Origin of the sequence: Rhodoplanes azumiensis, assembly GCF_042682915.1 — a bacterium.
Lineage (GTDB): Bacteria > Pseudomonadota > Alphaproteobacteria > Rhizobiales > Xanthobacteraceae > Rhodoplanes > Rhodoplanes azumiensis.
On the sequence record NZ_JBHUIW010000019.1, the window covers coordinates 55,523 to 77,959 of the forward strand.

11 protein-coding genes are annotated in these 22,437 nt (G+C 72.3%); all 11 read left to right on the plus strand.

All coding sequences use genetic code 11. From position 1 onward, the window contains the following. Window positions 1-10: 10 nt before the first annotated feature. The gene (locus ACFSOX_RS16065; protein WP_378478824.1) at window positions 11-1,711 is read left to right on the plus strand and encodes a GspE/PulE family protein; all 1,701 of its coding nucleotides are present in this window, start codon (window positions 11-13) and stop codon (window positions 1,709-1,711) included. Window positions 1,712-1,722: 11 nt separating this feature from the next. After that, window positions 1,723-2,931 (plus strand): type II secretion system F family protein, encoded by a 1,209-nt coding sequence (locus ACFSOX_RS16070; RefSeq protein ID WP_378478825.1) that lies wholly within the window; start codon window positions 1,723-1,725, stop codon window positions 2,929-2,931. A gap of 16 nt (window positions 2,932-2,947) precedes the next feature. Beyond that, window positions 2,948-3,415 carry a type II secretion system major pseudopilin GspG gene (gspG, locus tag ACFSOX_RS16075; RefSeq protein WP_378478826.1) on the plus strand — a complete coding sequence of 156 codons (468 nt, stop codon included), beginning with the start codon at window positions 2,948-2,950 and terminating at the stop codon, window positions 3,413-3,415. Then, on the plus strand, window positions 3,378-3,872 hold the full coding sequence (locus ACFSOX_RS16080) for a Tfp pilus assembly protein FimT/FimU (protein WP_378478880.1): 495 nt from the start codon (window positions 3,378-3,380) through the stop codon (window positions 3,870-3,872). Before gspG ends, ACFSOX_RS16080 begins: the two co-directional genes overlap by 38 nt. Then, the gene (locus ACFSOX_RS16085) at window positions 3,850-4,245 is read left to right on the plus strand and encodes a prepilin-type N-terminal cleavage/methylation domain-containing protein (RefSeq protein ID WP_378478827.1); all 396 of its coding nucleotides are present in this window, start codon (window positions 3,850-3,852) and stop codon (window positions 4,243-4,245) included. The genes ACFSOX_RS16080 and ACFSOX_RS16085 overlap by 23 nt, the downstream gene beginning before the upstream one ends. Further along, on the plus strand, window positions 4,242-4,934 hold the full coding sequence (locus ACFSOX_RS16090; RefSeq protein WP_378478828.1) for a PulJ/GspJ family protein: 693 nt from the start codon (window positions 4,242-4,244) through the stop codon (window positions 4,932-4,934). The genes ACFSOX_RS16085 and ACFSOX_RS16090 overlap by 4 nt, the downstream gene beginning before the upstream one ends. Then, window positions 4,931-5,896, plus strand: a complete 966-nt coding sequence (locus ACFSOX_RS16095; RefSeq protein WP_378478829.1) for a type II secretion system minor pseudopilin — start codon at window positions 4,931-4,933, stop codon at window positions 5,894-5,896. The genes ACFSOX_RS16090 and ACFSOX_RS16095 overlap by 4 nt, the downstream gene beginning before the upstream one ends. Further along, entirely contained in the window at window positions 5,893-7,002 is a 1,110-nt protein-coding gene (locus ACFSOX_RS16100; protein ID WP_378478830.1) for a PilN domain-containing protein, read from the plus strand. The genes ACFSOX_RS16095 and ACFSOX_RS16100 overlap by 4 nt, the downstream gene beginning before the upstream one ends. Then, window positions 6,999-7,565, plus strand: a complete 567-nt coding sequence (gene gspM, locus ACFSOX_RS16105) for a type II secretion system protein GspM (RefSeq protein WP_378478831.1) — start codon at window positions 6,999-7,001, stop codon at window positions 7,563-7,565. The genes ACFSOX_RS16100 and gspM overlap by 4 nt, the downstream gene beginning before the upstream one ends. Continuing rightward, window positions 7,562-8,455 (plus strand): hypothetical protein, encoded by an 894-nt coding sequence (locus tag ACFSOX_RS16110; protein ID WP_378478832.1) that lies wholly within the window; start codon window positions 7,562-7,564, stop codon window positions 8,453-8,455. Before gspM ends, ACFSOX_RS16110 begins: the two co-directional genes overlap by 4 nt. Window positions 8,456-8,814: 359 nt before the next feature. Beyond that, window positions 8,815-22,437, plus strand: coding sequence for a filamentous haemagglutinin family protein (locus ACFSOX_RS16115; protein WP_378478833.1), 13,623 nt, complete (start codon window positions 8,815-8,817; stop codon window positions 22,435-22,437).

Sequence of the window (22,437 nt, forward strand, 5' to 3'; positions counted from 1 at the left end):
CGAGGGTGACATGGGTCCGGACGGCGCCGGGACGACGGCCGAGCAGTTCGCGGCACATCTGGCGCGCCGCATCGGCGCGTCGCCGCGCACCGCCGCCGACACCGGCGACCCGCCGACGGCCGCGACGGCCGAGCATCGGCTGCGCAGCCTGTGGGAGGGCGGCGAGATCGCCGCCGGCGAGCTGGCCGACGAGGTCGCCGGCTTCTTCGGGCGGTCCCGGGTGGGGCTGGCCGATCTCGTCGCGGCGCCGCCGCTGGTCGCCCGCTTCTCGCGCCGCTTCCTCCGCGAGATGTCGATCTTCCCGTTCGAGGCCGCCGACGGCGCGCCGGCGATCGCGCTCGCCGACCCGACCGACGCGGCGGCCGTGCGGGCGGCCGAGATCGTGCTCGGCCCGGGGCTCGACATTCGGATCGCCTCGTTCGAGGACATCGCCACGGCGCTCGACCGGCGGCTCGGCGACGAGCCCGCCGCCGGGCCGGACGGCGCCGCCGCCGCCGCCGTGCAGGACGACGACATCGACAGCCTGCGCGATCTGGCGAGCGGGGCGCCGGTGGTGCGCGCCGTCAACGATCTGTTCGAGAGCGCGGTCGAGCTGCGCGCGAGCGACATCCACATCGAGCCGACCCGCGGCGCGCTGCAGGTGCGGCTGCGCGTCGACGGGCTGCTGCGGCCGATCCCGACGCCGCCCGATGCGGTGCCGCAGGCCGTGATCTCGCGCATAAAAATCCTCGCCGGCCTCAACATCGCCGAGCGCCGCCTGCCCCAGGATGGCGCCGCGCGGGTGAAAGTCGGGCGGTCCGAGATCGACGTCCGCGTTGCCGTGATGCCGACCCAGCACGGCGAGTCGGCCGTCATTCGCCTCCTGCCGAAGGATCGCGCCCTGCTCGCGGTGGAGAAGCTCGGCTTCCGGCCCGCCGACGAGCGCAAGCTGCGCCGCGCCCTGGCCCTGCCGCACGGCATGATCGTCGTGACCGGGCCGACCGGCAGCGGCAAGACGACGACGCTCGCCACCGTGCTGTCGATCCTCAACGAGCCGACCCGCAAGATCCTCACGATCGAGGATCCGGTCGAGTACGAGATCGCCGGCATCTGCCAGTCGCAGGCGAAGCCGGCGATCGGGCTGACCTTCGCGGCGGCCTTGCGGTCTTTCGTCCGTCAGGATCCGGACGTGATCATGGTCGGCGAGATCCGCGACGCCGAGACCGCGCATATCGCGATCCACGCCGCGCTCACCGGCCATCTGGTGCTGACCACGCTGCACACCGAGACGGCGGCGGCGGCGGTGCCGCGCCTGCTCGATCTCGGCGTCGAGGCGTTCCTGCTGCGCTCGACGTTGCGCGCGGTCGTCGCCCAGCGTCTTGTGCGTCAGCTCTGCGAGCGCTGCAAGTCGCAGCGGCCGCTGACCGCCGCGGACGTCGCGGCCGACGCCCGCTACGAGGCGATCGGCTTCGCGGTCGGCGAGACGATCCACGAGCCGGTCGGCTGCGATCGCTGCGGCGGCAGCGGCTATCGCGGCCGGCTCGGCGTGTTCGAGATCCTGGAGATGTCCGAGGAAGTGCGCCGGCTGGTCGACGAGCAGTCCGACTGGGCCGCGATCGACAAGGTCGCGATCGCCGGCGGCATGACCACGATGATCGACGACGGGCTGGCGAAATGCCGCGCGGGCCTGACCTCTGCGGCCGAGGTTCTGCGCGTCACCACGGTGCGGTGAGGCGCGGCGCGATGCCCAATTTCCGCTATCGCGCCTTGTCCCCGAACGGCGAGATCGTCGCCGGCTCGATCGCGGCGGCGAGCGCCGCCGAGGTGACGCAGCGCATCGAGTATCTCGGGCTGATGCCGATCGAGACGGCGCCCGACAAGGCGGCAGGCCCGGGACCGTTCTCGTTCTCGCTGTCGCGTCCGCGCGCCGTGGACGTGACGGTCTTCACCCGCGACCTCGCGCTGCTGCTCAAGGCCGGAGCGCGGCTCGACGACGCGCTCGAGCTGCTCGCCGGCGACATGGATGTCGGCCGCCTGCGCCCGGTCATCGGCGAGATCCGGGCCGCCATTCTCTCGGGCGAGAGCTTCGCCGAGGCGCTCGGCCGCCACCCGGCCCTGTTCCCGGCCATGTTCGTCGCGCTGGTGCGGGTCGGCGAGATGTCGGGCAGCCTCGATCACGTGCTGGAGACGCTCGGCCAGGAGCGTGCCCGCACCGAGGCGCTGCGCCGGCGGGTGACCGACGCGCTCCATTATCCGGCCTTCGTGCTGCTCGCCGCCGGCGGCGTCCTGGTCTTCTTCGTCGTGTTCGTGCTGCCGCAGTTCTCCGCGGTGCTGCGCGATTTCAAGGCGAAGACCGATCCGGTGGTCGAGACCTTCATGGCGCTGTCCGACCTCCTGCGCGGCAACGGCGTCGAGATCGGCGTCGGCGCGCTCGTGATCGTCGTCGCCGGCGGGCTCCTGCTGCGCCGTCCGGCCGTCAAGAGCGCGGTGCTGGGCGGGCTCGCACGGCTGCCGGTGCTCTCGCTGGTGTTCGAGTTCTACCGCACCGCCCTGTTCTGCCGCAGCCTCGGCGTGCTGCTCGGCAGCGGCGTGACGCTGACCCAGACGCTGCGCATCCTGATCGACATCATGGCGGCGACCGGCGACGCGGCCGTGTGGAGCGCCATGGCCGATCGCGTCCGCCACGGCGGCAAGCTGTCGGAGGCCCTCGCCGGCGCCTCGGTGCTGCCCGCCATGGCGGTGCGCATGCTGCGGCTCGGCGAGGAGACCGGGCAGCTCCCGGTCCTCTCCGGGCGGGTCGCCGAGTTCTACGAATCCAAGCTGCAGCGCCAGCTCGACCGCATGGTCGGGATCATCGGCCCCGCCGCGATCGTGCTGATCAGCGTCGTGGTCGGCGGCCTGATCGTGTCGGTGATGACGGCGCTGCTCTCGGTCAGTCAGGTGGTGGGATGACGAGGGGAGGTGCGAGATGCGGGTTCGTGCACGGCGGGTGAGACGGTCGGCGCCTCGCCGCCGGGGGCGTGGCGGCGAGGCTGGCTTCACGCTGGTCGAGATGCTGGTGGTGATCACCATCATCGGCCTGATCATGGGCCTCGTCGGTCCGCGTGTCCTCAATTACCTGAGCGACTCGCGCGTCAAGACGGCGAAGATCCAGATCCAGAGCTTCGCCAGCGCGCTCGACCTGTTCTATCTCGATGCCGGGCGGTTCCCGTCGAACGGCGAAGGGCTCGACGCGCTGGTCCGCCCGGTCAGCGGCATCAGCGCGTGGAACGGGCCCTATCTGAAGGGCGGCACGGTGCCGAGCGATCCCTGGGGCCACCCGTATCTCTATCGCTTCCCCGGCGACCGCGGCGGCTACGAGGTGCGCTCGCTCGGCTCGGACGGGCAGGAGGGCGGAACTGGAACCGCAGCCGACATCGCCTCGGGCCAGGACTGAGCGGCGCCGAGCGACCGCCGGCTTCACGCTGCTGGAGGTCGTCTGCGTCCTCGCGCTGGTCGCGATGCTGGCCGCGATCGTCGTGCCGCAGGTCTCGCGCGGCACGTCGGGGCCGCGGCTCGACGCCTATGCCGTGGAGATCGCGAGCGTGCTGAAGGCCGATCGCAGCGCCGCCATCCGGGCCCGCACCGCGGTCGCCGCGGTGGTCGATGCGCCCCGGCGGACGATCGTCGGTGGTGCCGGCGGCCGGGTCGTCCGGCTGCCGGAGGACGTGACGGTCGACGCCCTTCTGCCGCAGCGCTGCGAGGGGCGGCCGGCGATGTCGACCATCGGCTTCCTCGCCACCGGCATGTCGTGCGGCGGCACGATCCGCCTGTCGCGGCCCGGCCGGGCCGTCGAGGTGCGGGTGAACTGGTTGACCGGAGGGATCGACATTGTCGCGTCGGCGGCACCGTGACGAGCGCGGCTTCACCATGGTCGAGGTCGTGGTGGCGCTCGCCTTGCTGGCGGCCGGCCTCGCGGCGATCGCGTCGCTGGTCGCGACCACGGCGACCGGCGCGCGCACGCTCGAGCAGCGCGTCGCGCTCGCCGAGGCGGCGCGGCTCGTCGCCACAGCCCTGCCGCGGCCGGAGGCGATGACGGCCGCGGATCTCGCCGGCACGGTCGCGGGCCATCGCTACGAGGTGCGCGTGTCGCCGTATTTCGGCGGCGGCGCGGCGGTGGCGGATTCGCCGTGGCTGCCGGTGCTGGTCGAGCTGCGGGTGCGCGCGCCGTCGGGCGCCGTCTTCGCCACCGAGACGGTGCGGCTGCAGCGCCGGCCGAAGCCATGAGTCGCACGAGCAGTCGCCCACCCACCCGGAGCCGCCCCTCGACCGGCCCCGGCGCGGCCGGCTTCACGCTGTTCGAGATGCTGGTCGCGATCGCCGTGATGGGGCTGGTGATGGGCGTGCTGGGTCAGGTGACGGGCCGCTGGATGCCGGACTGGAGCCGCGTGCTGCTGCGCGTCGAGCGCACCGAGCAAGTGGCGATCGTGCTCGACCGGCTCGCCGCCGATCTCGCCGCCGCCGAGCCGATCGCGGCCGGCCGGACGTCGCCGCGGCCGCTGTTCGAAGGCGACGAGACCGGCGTCACCTTCGTCCGTCCGGCCCTCGGTCCCAACACGCCGCCCGGCCTCGAGGTGGTGCGGATCGTCGAGACCGCCGACAGCCGCGGCCCGGTGCTGGTGCGGCTGCGCGCCCGCTACGTGCCGCCGGCCGAGGGCGACGATCCGTTCGCCGGCATCGCCTTCGCGGATCCGGTGGTGCTGCTGCGCGCCCCTTGGCGGGTCGGCTTCGCCTTCGCCGGCGGTGACGAGGCGGACCGCCGCTGGCAGCCGAGCTGGGTGCGCAAGCCCAAGCTGCCGGGCGTCGTGCGCATCACGGTCCGCGACCTCTCCCGGGCGGGCGGCGCGCTCGAGACGGCGACCCGCGTGCGGATCGAGGAGGCCGGTCCCAAGCCGCCGCCGGAGGGCGACGAATGACGCTGTCCCGCCCTCGCCGGTCGGCGCGCCTGCCGGTGTCGTCACGGTCCCGCCGCGGCGGCTTCGTCGTCGTCGCGGTGCTGTGGATCATGATGGCGCTCGCCACCGTGGCGTCGATCGCCTCGGTCTATGTGGCGCAGTCGGCGACGGCGCTGTCGCTGGTCGACGCGCCGGCCGAATCCGATGCGCTGATCACGGCCGCGCTCGAGCTCACCGCTCTGCAGCTCTCGTCGCGTGCCGTGACGCCGGTGCCGACCCGCGGCGGCTTCGCGTTCCGTCTCGGCCGGGCCGACCTGCGGGTCGAGTACGTGGCCGAGGCGGCGCGGATCGATCTCAACGGCGCCGGCAAGGGGTTGCTCGCCGGTCTGTTCGCGTCGCTCGGCGCGCCGCCCGAGGCGGCCGAGGCCCATGCCGAGCGGATCATCGGCTGGCGCAAGCGTCTGAAGCCTGCCGCCGAGGCCGAGGAGCGCGAGCACTACCGCGCGGCCGGCCTCGCCTACGGGCCGCGCCAGATGCATTTCGACAGTGTCGACGAGCTGTGGCTGGTGCCGGGCCTGCCGCCCGGCCTGGTGCAGCGCGCGCTGCCGCTCGTCACCGTCTACACGGGGGCCAATGTCGTGAACATCCTCGACGCGCCGCCCGAGATCATGGCGGCGCTGCCCGGCATGACGCCGCTGCGGCTCGCCGACTTCCTGTCGCGCCGCGCCGTGCCCGGCGTCGAGCCGAAGGATCTGCTGGAGGTGCTCGGGCCGCGCCAGGTCGGGGCGGGGGTCGGCGCCGCGGGCGGCGGCGGCGACGTCTACCGGGTGCGGATGCGCGTCGCCTTCGCCGACGGCCGGCGGCAATCGCCGGAGGTGGTCGTCAAGCTCGGCGGCGGGAGGGCGCCCTACACGGTGCTGTCGTGGCGCGACGACATCGACCCGGTCACCGGGACGGCGCGGCTGCCGGGAGAGACGCGATGAGCCTGGCAGCGGACATCGGGGCCTCGTTCGGCCTGTGGATCGACACGCTCGCCCGGCTGGCGAACGAACGGCTCGGCGTGCTGAAGCCGGTGCGCCGGATCGAGGTCGTCGAGGAGCCGGACGGCCGCTTCACGCTGCGCCCGCCGGCGCAAGGGGGGCGCCAGCAGGCGCGCCGCAAGCAGGCGCGCCGCAAGGACATGCCGGCGACGCCGGCGCGCGTCACCATCGTCGACGGGGTGGTCGGTGACGATCTGCCCGACGCCTGGGCCGCCGCGCTGCGCGGCAGCCGGGTCGATCTCCTGCTGCAGCCGTCGCGCGTCCTGAGCCGGCCCCTCGACCTGCCCCGGAAGGCCGGCGAGTTTCTCGACGGGATCGTGCGGTCGCAGATCGACCGCCTGACGCCGTGGAGCGTCGCCGACGCGGTCTATCACTGGACCGGGCCCGTCGAGGCGGGCGGCGACCGCATCGCCGTGACGGTCGTCGCCACCGCGAAGGCGCCGGTCGTCGCGCTGTCGCAGGCGCTGACCGATCTCGGCGCGACGCGCGTGGACGTCGCGGTGGGCGGGCTCGCGGCGGGGACCGGGCCGATCACGCTCCATGCGCAGCGGATCGGAACCCGCGAGCCGCATGCCGGACTGCGCGTCGCGCTCGCCGTCGTGCTCGTCGTGTCGGCGCTCGCCGCGACGCTCGCGCTCGGCGCCGGCGGGCTCGTCGCCGATGGGCTGGAGAGCGAGCGGGCCGCCATCGAGCGGCGCATCGCCCAGCGGCGCGTCGCGTTGCGGGCGGGCCGGAACCCGCAGGCGAACTCGGCGCTCGACCTGCTCGCCCGCCGCAAGCACGCGACCCCGGCCGCCGTGATGGCGCTCGAATCGCTGTCGGCGGCGCTGCCGGACCACACCTACGCGACCGAGCTGCGCATCGAGGGCGACAAGCTGCAGGTGATCGGGTTCAGCCGCGACGCCGCCGCGCTGATCGCCATCATCGAGCAGTCGCCGCAGTTCACCCGCGCGACCTTCTTCGCGCCGACCACGCGATCGACCGCCGAGCCCGGCGAGCGGTTTCATATCGAGGCTCGGCTGCGGCCGTATTTCGGAGGCGGCTCGTGAGCCTGGTGGAGCGCACGCGCCGGCTGCTGGCGCGCTTCCCGGTGGCCGCCGCGGCCCTCTATGGGGGCCTCGTCGTCCTCTTCGTCGCCGTCGCCGTGACGACGGCGCTCGATCTCGCCCAGCGGCGCGACGAGGTCGCCGCCGCGGCCGCCGTGCTCGAGCAACTCGCGGCGCGCGCCGCGGCGCGGCCGGCCGTCGTCGCCCCGGTCGACGCGGCGGTGCCTCCGGGCTCGCCGTTTCTCGAAGGTGCGACGATCTCGGTCGCGGGCGCCGCGCTGATGCAGCGGGTCGCGACCGCGGTGACCCGGGCCCGCGGCACCATCCTGTCGTCGCAGGTCGACACCCAGGGCCCGCAGGCGAAATCCGGCTTCGTCAGCGTGGTGATGAACGTCGAACTCGATTTCTCGTCGATCCAGCCGCTGCTCTACAATCTCGAGGCGGGGATGCCGTTCCTGTTCGTCGATCAGCTCGTGATCCAGTCGCCTCACGGTCCGCAGAAGGGTGCGACGATGCTGCGGGTGTTGCTGGCCGTCTCCGGGCAATGGCAGGGAGCGAGCCCATGAGCGTGCCGCGAAACTCCGGCGGGCGTTCGATCGCCACCCTCGTCCTGGCGGCCGGGCTCGGCGTGCCGACGGTGGGCGTCGCCGCTCCCGGGCCGGTGGCGCCGCCTTCGGTGGCCGGGCCGGCCATCGCGCGGTCCGACGCCGATCTCGAGCGTCCCGGGCCGGTGGCTCCGGCCATGGTGCCCGGTCCGCGGGCCGAGACCGCGGAGGTCGCCCCCGCGCAGGGCAACCCGCTGTGGTCGGTGCCGCTCGGTCGCCTCACCACGACGCGGCAGCGGCCGCTGTTCGCGCCGACCCGGCGGCCGCCGGCCCTGCCGCCGGGCGCAGCCGTGCCGCGGCCGGTCGTCCGGCCGGTCGAAGCGGCGCCACCGCGGCCGCCCGAGAAGCCGCCCCTGCAGCTCGTCGGAACCGTGGCTGGACCCGACACGGCGGGCCTCGGCGTGTTCGTCGACACCGCCACCAAGGCGGTTGTCCGCCTGAAGGTCGGGCAGGATCACAAGGGCTGGATCCTGCGCCACGTGCAACTGCGCGCCGTCGCCCTGGAGAAGGGTCTCGATCGCGAGGTGCTGACCATCCCGCCGCCCGAGACCGCGAGCCGGCCGGCCGGCGGGACGACCGCGCCGGTCCCGCCGACGCCCGGGATGGCGGGCGTCGCGCCACCCGCTCCCGGCGGCTTCGGTCCCGTGCAAGGTTCCGGTGTCGAAGGTGCGGGCACCCAAGGTCCGGGCGCCCAAGGTCCAGGCGCCCAAGCCCCGGCGCCGTCCTCGCGGCTCCCGGCTCCGCCCCCCGGCCTGCCGGCGCTACCTGCCGGTCTACCGCCCGGATTTTTCGGCCCGCCGCCGATCGGACCCGCGGGGGCGACACCGCGCCCCGGCGCGCCGGCCCCATAGCGGTCCTCGAAGCCGGCCGCGAGAGGCGGCCGGGAACCGGAAAACCCATTTCGCGACAACCGACCGAGCCCGGTTCCGCGGTGTGCCCGGAGGCATGATGCTGACGTTACAATAACGTTACGGTATTAAGACGTAGATCATGATTGATAAATCGTTATAGTCGGGGCGCGGAGACGCCATGGCGCGTATCGCCACGATATCGCGGTGATACCGCCGTCGCGTCGCCTTGTGAACGTCGCCCTCGCGAAGATCACCGCCGTGCGGGTCGCCTCCATGCAGGTGGCTGCCATGCGTGTCGCCCGGGCGAGAACGCTGCCCGACGCGAGTCCCTTGTGCGGGGCGCGGAGCGAGATCGACCGATGACCAAGTCCGCAAGCCACCTCCGCCGCGGCCTCGCGCCGCTCGGTCCGCAGCCTTGCGACACGCCGCCCTGCGTGCGCGCGGCCCGCGATCTGCCGGGTCGCGAGCGGGCGCCGGGACGCGCTTCGGCGCGGGCCGCCGCGCTGCTCGCCGGGGTCAGCCTGCTGGCGCTGGTGACAGCCGGCGGGCCGGGCCATGCCCTCAACCTGAAGAGCCCCGGCGTGGTCTCGCCGGGCGCGGCGGCGGCCGCCGCCCAGCAGGCCGCGGCCGCGCAGGCGGCCGCCGCGGCGCAGCAGGCCAAGGAGTCGCTCGCCGCCGCGGCCGCCGCCCTGCAGGCGCTGCGCGCCAGCCAGGACGCGGCCCGCAGCCTCGCCCTGCAGGCGGGCGCGACGGTGCCCAACGGCATCGCGACGGGGGGCCTGATGCCGCAGGGCGGCGTCACCCGCGACGCGTCGTCCACGGCGGCGGAGACGCGGTGGATCGTCGACGGGGCCGATCCGACGCTCTGGCAGGGCGCCTCCCGCACTGTCACCGAGACCACCGAGGGCGGACGCACCACGGTCGGCGTCACCCAGACCGAGAAGAAGGCGATCCTGAACTGGGAGACGTTCAACGTCGGCAGCGCGACGACGCTCGCCTTCGGCCAGCAGGCGGCGGACTGGACGGTGCTCAACCGCGTCGGCCCGTCGGTGGCGCCGAGCCAGATCCTCGGCAACATCACGGCCAAGGGCGGCGTCTACGTCATCAACCGCAACGGGATCATCTTCGGCGGCGGCGCGCAGATCAACGTCCACGCCCTGGTGGCGTCGACGCTCGATGTCGGTCAGCTCGGCACCGACCGGCAGACCCGCGACGGGTACTTCCTCAACACCGGCATCGCCACCGGTCAGGCCTTCTCGGTCTTCGACCCGAACGGCGGCGTCACGACGTCGCTGCAGGCCGACGTCCTCGTCCAGCCCGGCGCCCGGATCACGACCGACATCGTCGACCTCGATTCGCCGGGCTTCGTCTTCCTGTTCGGCGCCAATGTCCGCAATGCCGGCACGATCACGTCGCCGGGCGGGCAGGTCGCCATGGTGGCGGCTCGGCAGATCGAGATCACGCCCGGCGTCGACGCGGCGGCCGACTTCCCCGCCGACGTGCTGCCGAGCGACCGGTCCTTCAAGGGCGTCGGATTCCTGATCCGCAACTATTCGAACAGCTATCGGGCGACCGACGGGTCCGGCGATTCGTGGAAGGCCGGCGATCCGGTCGACAAAGCGTTCAAGGCGGGTACCGGCGGGGTCGTCAACGACGGCCTGATCGAGACGCCGCGCGGCATCGTCACCCTGGTCGGCGACAAGCTCCGCCTCGGCAGCGGGGGCGTCATCTCGGCCGATACCGGCATCAGCCGCAACAGCATGGTGCTGATGCACGCGACGACCAGCATCGACGTCGACGGCGTGATCAGCATGCTGCCTTACGACGACCCGGACACGCCCACTCTGCCGCTCGGCGGCAGCGGCAGCACCGTGCAGAGCTTCGCACCGGCCTATGTCGAGCTCGCCGCCCAGAGCACCGTGACGATGAGCGGCAGCGGGCTGATCTCGGCGCCGTCGGCCAGCGTGACGCTCACCGGCCTCACCTTCACGAACGCCACGTCCGGCGCAGCCGGCTCGCGCGATCTCGGCATCGGCACCACCCAGTTCAATCCCAGCGTCACCGGGCCGCAGCGGGTGCTGCTCGCGGCGGGCGCCGTGATCGACGTCGCCGGACTGCAGGACGTCGAGGTTCCGGTGTCGTGGAACTACGTCTCCTTCGAGCCGCGGTCCGAGTTCGCCGACATGCCGCTGCAGCGCAGCAGTGCGCTGTACGGTCAGGAGCTGTGGATCGACATCCGCGCGTCCGGCACCCGCAGCGACGGAACGACCTGGGTCGGCACGCCGCTCGCCGACGCCAGCGGCGTCGTCGCCGGCGTCGGGCGCAGCATCTATCAGCTGATGACGACCGGCGGAAAGGTGAGCCTGACGACCGAGACGACGGCCCCGTCGACGACCCAGACCGGACGCGAGGTGATCCAGCAGGCCGGGTCGGTGGTCAACATGGCCGGCGGCAGCGTGAGGTACACGGCCGGCATGGTCAACACGACCCGGCTGCTCGGCATCGACGGTCGCATCTACGCGATGGAGAACGCCAGTCCCGACATGATCTATGTCGGGATCTTCGGGCAGTTCACCCGCAATCACCAGCGGTGGGGCGTCAGCGAGACCTGGGGCCTGCCGACGCAGCGCTGGGAGGGGGGGTACGTCGACGGCGCCGATGCCGGCGGCTTGACGGTCGCGACCATCACCCCAGTGCTGCAGAGCACGATGCTGTTCGGCTCCACGCCGGGCGAGCGGCAGATCCGGACGGCGGCGCTGCCGTCGCAGGGCTATCTCGACCTGACCACCACGTCGACCGTGGTCATCGGCGCGAACGGCGCGGTCCTGCCGGCCGACTTCGCCACCGCCTATGCGAGCACGGCGCTGCCGCAGACCAATCCGATCTCGGCCGCGCTCGCGGTCTCCGACAATTTCCGGTCGACCAGCAAGGTCCAGACGCTGCTGTCGGCCGACACGCTGTCGTCCTGGGGGCTGAGCGCGCTCACGATCACGTCGAACGACCTCGTGGTGCAGAAGGGCAGCACCGTCACGCTCGCCGCGGGGGGCGAGTTCACGGTGAAGACGGGCGGCGCCATCGACATCGCCGGCACGGTCCGGGCGGCGGGCGGCGCGATCAGCCTGACGACGGATTCGAACGCCGTGAAGTCGGCCGTCGACGGGCAGACGCTGTCGGTGACGGCGTCGGGCCATTTCGACGTCTTCGTCGGCGGCACGCTCGACGTCAGCGGCCGATGGGTGAACGACACCGGGCGGTTCGGCGGCGACTCGGGGGCGCAGGGCTCGGCCTACACGGATGGAGGAACGATCGCGATCCAGACCAACAACTGGAGCGCGGCCGGCAACGATCGGACCGGGAGCATCCTGCTCGCCCAAGGCAGTGTCCTCGATGTCTCGAGCGGCGGGTACGTGTCGCCGAGCGGAACCGCCAAGATGGCATCGTCCGGCCTGATGAGCGGGAAGGGCGGCAGGATCTCGTTGGCTCTCTACGGCACCCAGTGGGACGAGGAGCGCCCTCCGGTTCGTCCGGTCGGCGGAGGCATCGCCCAAATCCAGCTCGACGGCACGCTGCGCGGCTTCGGGTTCGAGACCAACGGCACGCTGGAGATCTCCGCGCCGCTCACCGTTCGGATCGGCGGCACGCTGGCGGCGGGGGAGGAGTCGGCGATCCGCATCTCGTCGATCGACGCGACCAAGGGCGTGGCGCTGCCGCTCTCGCTGTTCACCGACGGCGGCTTCGGCGCCTACACGATCGCCTCAACGCCCGACGGCTATTCCGGCAAGCCGAGTGGCGTCACGGTCTCGGCCGGGGTCGAGCTCGCGCTGCGTCAGGTCAACCTCGCCAGCGACGTCGATTACGGCACGGTGCCGACCGGCACGACGATCGCAGACGTGGCACCCCGCGCCGTGCAGCCGCTCGACCGCCGCGCGCCGGTGAATCTGACGTTGAGGGGCGACACGATCCTGATCGACGCCGACGCGACGCACGGCGCCGCCCGCATCGTCACCGATCCGGGCGCCGTCGTCACGCTCGCCGGCCGCGCCGACCTCGTGAAGTTCGGCCGCGCCGTCAATGTCCTGATCCTCGGCGAGATCGAGAATCACGGCGGCACCGTGGCCATCAACGCCGAGCGGACCTGGTTCGGCGCGACCGCGAAGATCGACCTGTCGGGTGTCTTCGTCGAGCGCAGCGACTTCGGCCTGCCCGGCGGACCGACCATGAGCGGCACGGTGCTGGCGGGCGGCACGCTCGCGATCGAGGCGGCGCGGACGACCGATCTGCAACCGACCGCGACGTCGGGGGCGACCACCGAGACGAAGCTCGACCTCTCCGGCACCTATGTGGTGGCCGAGGCGGGCGCCGTGGTCGACGTCTCGGGCGCGACCGGCACGATCGTGGTGCCCGGCACCGTGTCGGAGCCGAACGCCGTGTTCCAGGCGTGGAGCGACGCCGGCACGGTCCGGGTGAACGCCGGCGCCTTCGTCTGGGGCGGCAGCTTCGTCGCCGACGCCGATCCGCGCGCCAACCGCGGCACCCTGATCCTCGGCGGCTCGCCGACCGTCAATCTGCGGCAGACCTCGACGGCCGTGCGGGCCGCGCTCGCCGCCGTCACCTCGCCGGTCACGGCGTCGGCGCTGACTGCACTGACGGCGACCCCCTCGCTCGCCGCCTACAACAACACGATCGAGGTGGCGGTCGCCGATCTCGGCGCCTTCGACAATGTCTATCTGTACGCCGGAACGTCGCGGGGCGGCGCCGAGCGGATCTTCACGGGGCTCGACGGCGGCACCGAGATCTACAATCACCGCAACCCGAATCTCGGCTCGATCTACATTCGCGAGAGCATCGACTGGACGGTCGCGAACCGCCTCGCCATCGCGGCGCAGGGCATCTATGCGACGGGCGCGACCGCCACGTCGGCGACGCTCTCGGCGTCCTATGTGGCGCTGACCGGCGGCGGCCCACGCTGGACGACGCCCGGTACGGGCACCGGCACCTTCACGGTGGCGGCCCAGACCATCGACGTCGAAGGGGCGGCTGTGGGCGGCTTCGGCCGCGTCGCCCTCGTCGCGGCGAACGATATCCGCCTGAGCACGCCCAAGGTGGTCAACGGCATCGATCCGACCTCCAAGGCCGAGACCAATGCCGCGACCTTCGCGGGCCGGCTCGATCTCGACGGCAGCCTGGTGATGGAGGCGCAGCGGATCTACCCGGTCAGCGCGGTGGACTTCACCATCCAGACTCCCGGCACCGTGACGGTGCGGGCGCCGGCCGGCAGCGACACCACCCTGCCGCTGTCGGCGGGCGGCTCGCTCACCGTGCTCGCGACCGACATCGTCCAGGGCGGCAACCTGTTCGCGCCGCTCGGCAAGATCACGCTCGGCAACACCAATCCCGACGTGTCGCCGATCGTCACCCGCAGCGTGACGCTCGTCGACGGCAGCCTGACCTCGGTGACGCTCGCCGACACCGTGGTGCCCTACGGCGCGACGCTCGACGGCACCGGCTGGTATTACAACGCGTCGCTCGCGCCGCTGGCGACGCCGCCGTCGAAGGGGCTCGTGCTCGACGGCGGCACCGTCGACGAATCGGCGGGGGCCGTGATCGACGTGCGCGGCGGTGGCGACCTGCTGGCGACGGAGTTCGTCCAGGGCAAGAACGGCTCGCGCGACGTGCTGGCGCAGCCCGGCGTCTACGCCCTCGTTCCGACCCGCAGCGACACCATCGCCGCCTTCGACATCCACTTCACCACGGCCGACAACGCGAGAACCGCGACCGACGCCACCGCCAGCAAGCCGGGCGATGCCTATCCGCTCGCCGGCACCCAGATCACCATCGCGGGCGGCGGCGGCATCCCGGCCGGCACCTACACGCTGTATCCGGCCCACTATGCGACCCTGCCCGGCGCCTATGCGGTGAGCGTCTCCGGCAAGGTCGGCGGCGTCACGCTCGGCAGCGCGTCGGGCACCCGCATCGCCTCCGGCACCACGTTGCCGGACGGCACTGTGCTGGTCACGGGGCAGTACACCCAGTCGACGGCGTCCGGAAAGACGACCTCCGGCACCGAGCTGTTCGCGATCCGGTCCGGCAGCGTCTGGCAGCAATACAGCGAGTATGCCTTCTCCGGCGCGAACGCCTACTTCACCAGCAAGGCCGTGCACGACGGCACCGTGGTGCCGCGGCTGCCGGTCGACGCCGGCCGCGTCGCCGTCGTGGCGCAGCAGCAGATCGTCCTCGACGCCATCGCCCGCACCCAGCCGGGGCCGGGCGGCCGCGGCAGCGAGCTCGACCTTTCGGCGGCCAAGCTCGCCGTCGTCGACCACGCCCGGATGGCGGCGAACGATCCGTCCCTGCAGGCGTTGCGGGCCGAGGGCTACGTGACGTTCGACGTCGCGCAGCTCGACGCGATCGGTTTCGAGAGCGTCCTGTTCGGCGGCCTGCGCTCCGACACGGCCAAGGGCACCCGAATCGACGCCAAGTCGATCCAGGTGCTGGTCGACTCGAGGGGCGAGGCGCTGTCGGCGCCGGAGATCCTGCTCGTCGCCCAGCAGGGGCCGCGCACGCAGCAGACAGTCCGCTACTATCTGAAGGCCGACATCGACGGCACCGCCCCGATCGACACGATGGTCGAGGTTCCGGTCTACGCGCCGGCCGCCGGCAGCGGCACCGTGACGATCGCGTCGGGCAGCATCATCGACGTCAGCGGCACCATCAATGCCGGGGCGGGGCGATATTATTACTTCGACAACCCGACCGTCGATCCGGCGGCGGCGGCGGCGCTCGCCACCTATCTGGGCGGCACTCTCGATGGAACGACGATCACCGGCGCGCAGCTGACCAAGCTGCCGCTGTACGTCGCCGGCGGCGTCGATGCGAACGGGGCGACGATCTGGGTGCCGCAAACCACGCAGCCCGGATCTCCCGAATATGCGGCGCTCGTCGCCGCGCTGAACGCCGTCTACAAACCATCCGCGACCGGAGCGCCGGGCGCCCTCTTCGCCGCGTCCGCCGACCCGGGGCTGCGCGTCGCCGGGCCGACCAGCGACGCGCTGGTGGTGAGCTTCGCCAATCAGGGCGATTACACGCTGCGCAACACCGTCGCGCTGTCCGACAACGGCGCCGGGCGGGTGGTGATCCAGCCGGGCGCCACGGTGCGGGCGCCGGACGCCACCGTCACGATCCAGGCGACCACCCATACCGACGCCATCGGGCTCGGCGCCGACACGCTCGTCGCCCGGCAGGTCGACCTCCGGGCGCCGACCGTGACGATCGGCGCCACCGGTCCGGCGGCCGCGCTGCGCATCGTCGGCGACACGTTCCGCCGGGTCGAGGGCCTCTCGGTCACGGCACTGTCCGGCGTCATCACGCTCGGCGGCGACTTCACGAGCGACACGCTCCAGCGGCTGACGCTCGATGCCCGGACCATCCTCGGCATCGGCACGAGCGCGTCGATCCTGACGCCGAACGCCGCCGTCACGCTGGTGAACTCCGGCACGGCCGGGGCCTCGACCCTCCCCGCGCCGACTGCCGGCACCTTCACGATCGCCTCCTCCGAGCTGGTGCTCGGCGGCGGCAAGCAGGCGATCCTCGGCTTCGTCGCGGCGGACTGGACGGCGAGCCGGCAGATGCGGGTCGCCGCGTCCGGCACGTTGGGGCTCGGCTTCGATCCGGCCCGCCTCGACGCGACGACGGGTGCGCCGCCGTCCACGGCCCCGGCCGTCGCCCTGACCGTGACGACGCCGTCGATCCTGGTCGCCGGCGCGAGCGCGACCGGAACCGGCTCGCAGTTCGCCCTGATCACCAAGGGGCAGGCGCGCTTCACCGGCCGCAGCGGCACCGACGAGCCGGCGCCCGGCGCGGAGCTCGGCGGCAGCTTCGCCGTGACGGCGGCCGGCATCGTGCTCGACACGGTGCTGCAGGCGCAGTCCGGCACGCTGGCGCTGACCGCGACCACGGGCGACGTCGTGCTCGGCGATCACGCCTTCGTGGCCGCCGGCGGTTACGCCAAGACGATGGTCGACCAGACCGTCTACGTGATGGGCGGCAAGCTGACGCTGACCGCCGACACGGGCCGCGTCGTCACCCGTTCGGGCAGCGTCATCGACCTCGCCCAGCCGGCCGGCGGGCTCGGCTACGGCGGCGAGCTGATCATCTCGTCCGACGGCACGCCCGTGCTGGACGGGCAGCTGCGCGGCAGCGGTGGCCCGGGCCTCGGCGGCCGCTTCGAGCTGACGACGAAAGGCGCGCTCGACACCGCGCGGTTCAACGCGCTCGCCGACGCGCTCTATGCCGGCGGCTTCGACGGCCTGATCGACATCCACACCCGCCAGGGCAATCTCGAGCTTCTGGAAGGCCACACGCTGAAGGCCAACGCCGTGGCGCTGACCGCCGACGGCGGCGTCGAGGTTCCCGGCGACGGCAACGGCGACGGCACCGTCACGTCGGGTGAGACCAAGTGGATCGTCGACCCGACCGGCGCGACCGGCCGCGTCGTCATCGCCGGCACCATCGACGCCCGCGGTTACGACGGTCTCACCGTGGACGGCACCGGCCAGGCCGGCGGCCAGGTCGCGCTGTGGGGCGGCAACGCCGTGGTGCTGACCGGCACCGACGGCGGCCGGGCGGGCGGAAAAATCCTCGCCTCGACCGAGCACGCCGACGAGCGCGGCGGCGACGTCGCCATCGGGGTCGCCTGGGACGCCAAATGGGACGCCGCGACCAAGATCGGCGGCATCGACCTGCAGGCCGGCTCGGTGATCGACGTGCACGGCGGCACCAAGGGCGGGCTCTCCGGCGGCACCGTGACGCTGCGGGCGCCGCGCGACGGCAACGACGACGTCAAGGTGCAGCGGATCGAGTCGACCGTCACGGGCGCCCGCGCCGTGGGGATCGAGGCCTATGTGGCGTTCAGCACCTCCGGCGAGGGCGGACTCGGGAATGTCGGCTGGGACGGCGTGGTCGATCCGGCCGGCTACTACAAAGTGCTGCCGACCGGCCAGATCATTCTCGAGAACGGCACCTGGACGGGCGTCGGCGGCTGGACCCTCTCGATCGGCGGCACCTACACGTCGGCACCCGTGGTCGCCATCAACGGCGTGAACCAGACGACGGTGCTGAAGGTGGCGAGCTCGACGCTCTCCGTCAGCAGTGGCGGTTCGTACTCGCAGCTTCCGATCGTGACCTATGTCGCCGACGGTCAAGTGGTCGCGCAAGGAACGGCGCCCGGACGGGTCACCGCGATCGCGATCACGGGCGGGCCGGCCGTATCGACGTCGGCGCCTGTCATCTTCTCCGGCAGCACCCTGGTCGGGACCGGGATCGTGCAGAACGGGGTGCTGGTCGGCGTCAACGTCACCAACACGGCGCTCACCACTCTGCCGTCCAGCCTGTTGGTGATCGGCAGCGGCACGATCACAAACGGTACTGGAGGAGTGGCGTTCTCCGGCACCTACACGGTGACGAGCGGAGCCGTCACCGGCATCACGTCGCTCGCCAGCTTCTCCGGAACGCCGACGATCGCGATCGACCCGACCTATGCGGTCGGTGGCGCGACGGCGACCGTGAACGCCGCCGCCTCGACCGTGGGTCTCGGCGTGGCGGTCAAGATCGCGAGCAGCACCGGATACAGCGCGGCGCCGACCGCCGCGGCGGTGTCGATCAACGGCGTGACGTGCCCCGTCGCGACCTGCACCTGGACGACGGCGAGCGCCGGCACGGGCCAGCTCGTCGACGGCGTCTTCGTCGCCGAGAATTTCGTGCCCCGGACCGGCACCTACAGCACGACGAGCCCGACCCCCATCGGCACCGCGTCCTACACGCCGTCGACCGGCACCGGCAACGCCCACTACACGTTCTACAACGACACGCTGGCGAAGGTCGTCGACGGCACCTGGACGTATTACGGCGCGTCGTTCGGCTTCTCCAACGCCGTGTCGCGCCTGCTGGTGCCGCTCGCCCAGAAGCTCGGCGACGGCGTCGTCCACCTCACGCCGGGCGTCGAGCTGATCAACCCGGTCACCTGGGCGAACCAGGGCAACATCACGGTCGTCTCCAACTGGAACCTGGCGGCCGGCACGGCCTACAATCCGACCACCGGCACCAAGCTCGCGGACGGATCGAAATACGTCCAGGTCGACGATCCGTCCGGTGCGCCGCCGAGCTATGTCGATCTCCTCTACCGCTACGTCGGTGACTACGGCACCGGCCGCAAATACGTCGAGCCCGGCGCGCTGACCCTGCGGGCCCTGAACGACGTCAAGATCAAGGCGTCGATCTCCGACGGGTTCTTCCAGTTCGGGAACACGCTCGACGCCAGCTACCGGACGTCCGTCGCGACCTACCTGAACAACACGACGGCGAGCAACCCGACGATCGACGGCGGGCTCTATTACATCCGCGGCTATTCCAGCGCCTACACGGTTCCGGTCGCGCCCTACCGGGCGGCGTCGAACGGCACCAGCCCGACCACCGACGCGCTCGCCGCGGCCGATCTGTTCCCCAACCAGCTCCGGGTCTGCGTCAGCGCGAATTGCGATCCGGGAGCCGGCGCGGTCGAGGTCGCCACCGTCACGGATCCGGGCTCGTGGTCCTATCGGATCACGGCCGGTGCCGACACGGCGAGCGCCGACCCGGGCGCCATGCGGGCACCGACCGGCGCGACGCGCGGCGACATCGTGGTCGACGGTCATGCGACCACCACTCTGAGCTATCGACAGAGCGGCACGACGACGGGGACGACGACGGTCGATCTCGCCACCATGGTGCGGACCGGCACCGGCGACATCACGCTGCGCGCCGCGCGCGACGTGATCCTGGCCGACACGGTCGCGCCGGGCGTGATCTACGCGGCCGGCGTCAACACGCCCAAGCTCCCCGATCCCGGTTATTCCTCGGTCGGCGGGGCCGTGGTCGCCGCCGATCCGGACGGCTTCTACGAGCCGGTGCTGGTCGGTTACGGGGCTGCCAGCGACAACGGTCTCAAGATCGCCGGCGGACTCTACGGCCCGGTGACGGCCGCCGCCTTCCCGCACAAGGGCGGCGACGTCGACGTCGAGGCGCAGCGCGACATCGTCGGATACGCCGGGTCGACCGCGACCGCACGGACCGGCTACCAGTATTACGAGCCGTGGCTCCTCTCGCTGGCCGGCACGTCGTCGTACCAGCTCGTCACCATCAACGCAGTCGATGTGTTGCTCGGCACCCTCGGTGCCGGCAGCTACGCGCCCAGCGCGACGACCAGCACGCCGCAGACGGCGTGGTGGATCGAGTACGGCAGCTTCCGCCAGGGCATCCTCAGCGCCGGTGGCGACGTCACGCTGACGGCCGGGCGCGACATCAAGGACGTCTCGGTCTCGCTGCCGACCACCGGGCGGGTGAGCGGCGGCCTCGTCTCGCGCGCCAGCGGCACGCTGAGCACGCCGGTCGTCCACCTCTACGACAGCGGCACCATGGCGGTGCGGGCGGGGCGCGATCTGCTCGGCGGCGCCTATTATCAGGGCTCCGGCCACGGCACCGTGACGGCGCGCGGCTCGATCGGTGCCTACGGCAGCATCAAGAACCTCTCCACCAGCAGCGTGACCTTCCCCAACGTCCCGGTGCTGGCGGTCGACACCGGCCGACTGTTCGTCACCGCGGGCGGCGCCCTCACGGTGGCGAGCCCGGTGAACCCGGCCGCGCTCCACCAGCAGGCGCAAGTCACCGCCAAGGGCACGTCCGCGACCTACATGGACACCTACGGACCGGACAGCCTGGTCAGCCTGACCGCGGTGTCGGGTGATCTCACCATTCGGGTCGCGCCGACGTCGATCGGGACCACGGCCGCGGCCGACACCACGGCCAACCCACTGGCCGTTCCGGTGAGCGCCGCGGCCACCTATCCGGCCAGCTTCGCGGCGGTCGCCGTCAGCGGCGACATCGTCACCACCGGGATCGTGGCATCGTCCACTCTGCAGTTCGGCACCGTCGGCATGATGCTGAGCGGGTCCGAGCACGGCAGCCTGCGCCTCCTGGCGGACGGCAGCATCGATCTGACGTTCGGCTATCGGAACGGAACCTACAACGGCTTCGCTGTCGCCGGGGTGGTGGCTCCGCCCTACGTCTCGGCGGGGCCCGCGTTGCTCGATGCGGCCTTCGATCCGTTCCGGCCGAATGCGTGGTACGGCACCCGCCCGGACGACCCGACCTTCGCGGGCGAGGCGCTGAGCAAGCCGGTGCTGGCGCATGCCGACGATGCGGCGGTGGCCCGCATCTACGCCGTGACGGGCGACATCCGCGCGGCCGGCGCCACGACCAAGGTCAGCAACCTGGATCGCACCGTCACGGGCCTGATCCGGGTCGAGCTCAATCAGCCGGCCGAGATCTATGCCGGGCGCGACATCGTCGACCTGAATCTGATCGTCCAGAACACCGCGGCGAGCGACGTCAGCAGCGTGATCGCCGGGCGCGACATCACCTACACGGGCTACAACAACGCCGGCGGGCTCCAGGTCGCCGGGCCCGGCACGTTCCTGGTTCAGGCGGGCCGCGATCTCGGCCCGTTCGTCGCGCCGGCCTTCAACACCCCCGACCGGCTGCTGATCCAGCAGGGCATCGCCTCCGTCGGCAATGCCAGCGAGACGCCGGTCGGCAATGTCCGAATCGCCGGCCAGCCGATCGGGCTCTACAACGCCGCCTTGGTCGGCGCCTACGAGAAGGGCTACAACGTCGGCAAGTCCCGCAACAGCCTGCTCGGCTCCACCGGCGCCGATCTCGTCGTGCTGTTCGGGGTCGCGGGCGGCCTCGACACGACCGCGATGGCGGCGACGTATATCGACCCTGTCGACGCGACCACGGTCGCGCACACCTATGCGGGCGAGTTCGAGGCGTTCCTGGCGCGGATGAACATCGCCCGCGATCCGAGTCGGAGCCTCCTCGACGCCTTCGCGGCGCTGTCGCCGAACCTGAAGACCGTGTTCTCCGCGCAGATCCTGTTCGCCGAGCTGAAAGCGGTGGGCGAGAGCGTGAAGACGGGTGCCGACTATGCCCGCGGCTATACGGCGGTGAGCACGCTGTTCCCGGCGCGCCTCGGCTACACGGCGAACGATCTGACGGGCGGCAGCAACGGCGCGAACCTGCAGGTGTCGACCGGCGACCTCGACCTTCGGCACGCGACCATCCAGACGCGCTTCGGCGGCGACATCTCGATCCTCGGGCCGGGCGGCGACGTCATCGTCGGCTCGCTCGCCACCGAGCCGAACACCAATCTGAAGCTCCGCGACCTCGGCCTGATGACCTTCGCGGGCGGCCGGATCGCGACCTTCACGGACGGCAGCGTGCTGGTGAACTCCAGCCGCGTCCTGACCACCCAGGGCGGCGACGTGCTGATGTGGAGCTCGAACGGCGACCTCGACGCCGGCCGCGGCTCCAAGACGACGCTGTCGCTGCCGCCCCTGCAGGTGGAATACGACAGCGACGCCTATCAGTCCGTCGATCTCGGCGGCCTGGTGACCGGCGCCGGCATCGGCGTGCTCAAGACGTCGCGCCTGGCCCGCACGTCCAACACCTATCTGCTGGCGCCGCGCGGCATCATCGACGCCGGCACGGCCGGCATCCGCGCCTCCGGCAATCTCACGGTCGCGGCCGTCACCATCGTCAACGCCGACAACATCAAGGTCGGCGGCGCGACCACGGGCGTGCCGACCGTGACGGCGCCCAACGTCGGCGGGCTGACGGCCGCCTCCAACGCGGCGGGGGCGGCGGCGAAGCCGGCCGAGACGCCGACCGCCGGCGGCCGCGGCGACCAGGCCTCGGTCTTCGTCGTCCAGGTGGTGGGCTATGGCGGCGGTGACGCCGACGGCGGATCGACGCCGACCCCGGTCTCGCCGCCGGCGCCGCCCGCGGCCGGGCCGTCCGCCTCGCCGACCGGCTCACCAGACGGGTCGGCCGCGCCCGCGGGGCGTTCGTCGCGGCCCGGCAACGACACGAACGACCAGGGTGGGCGGTGA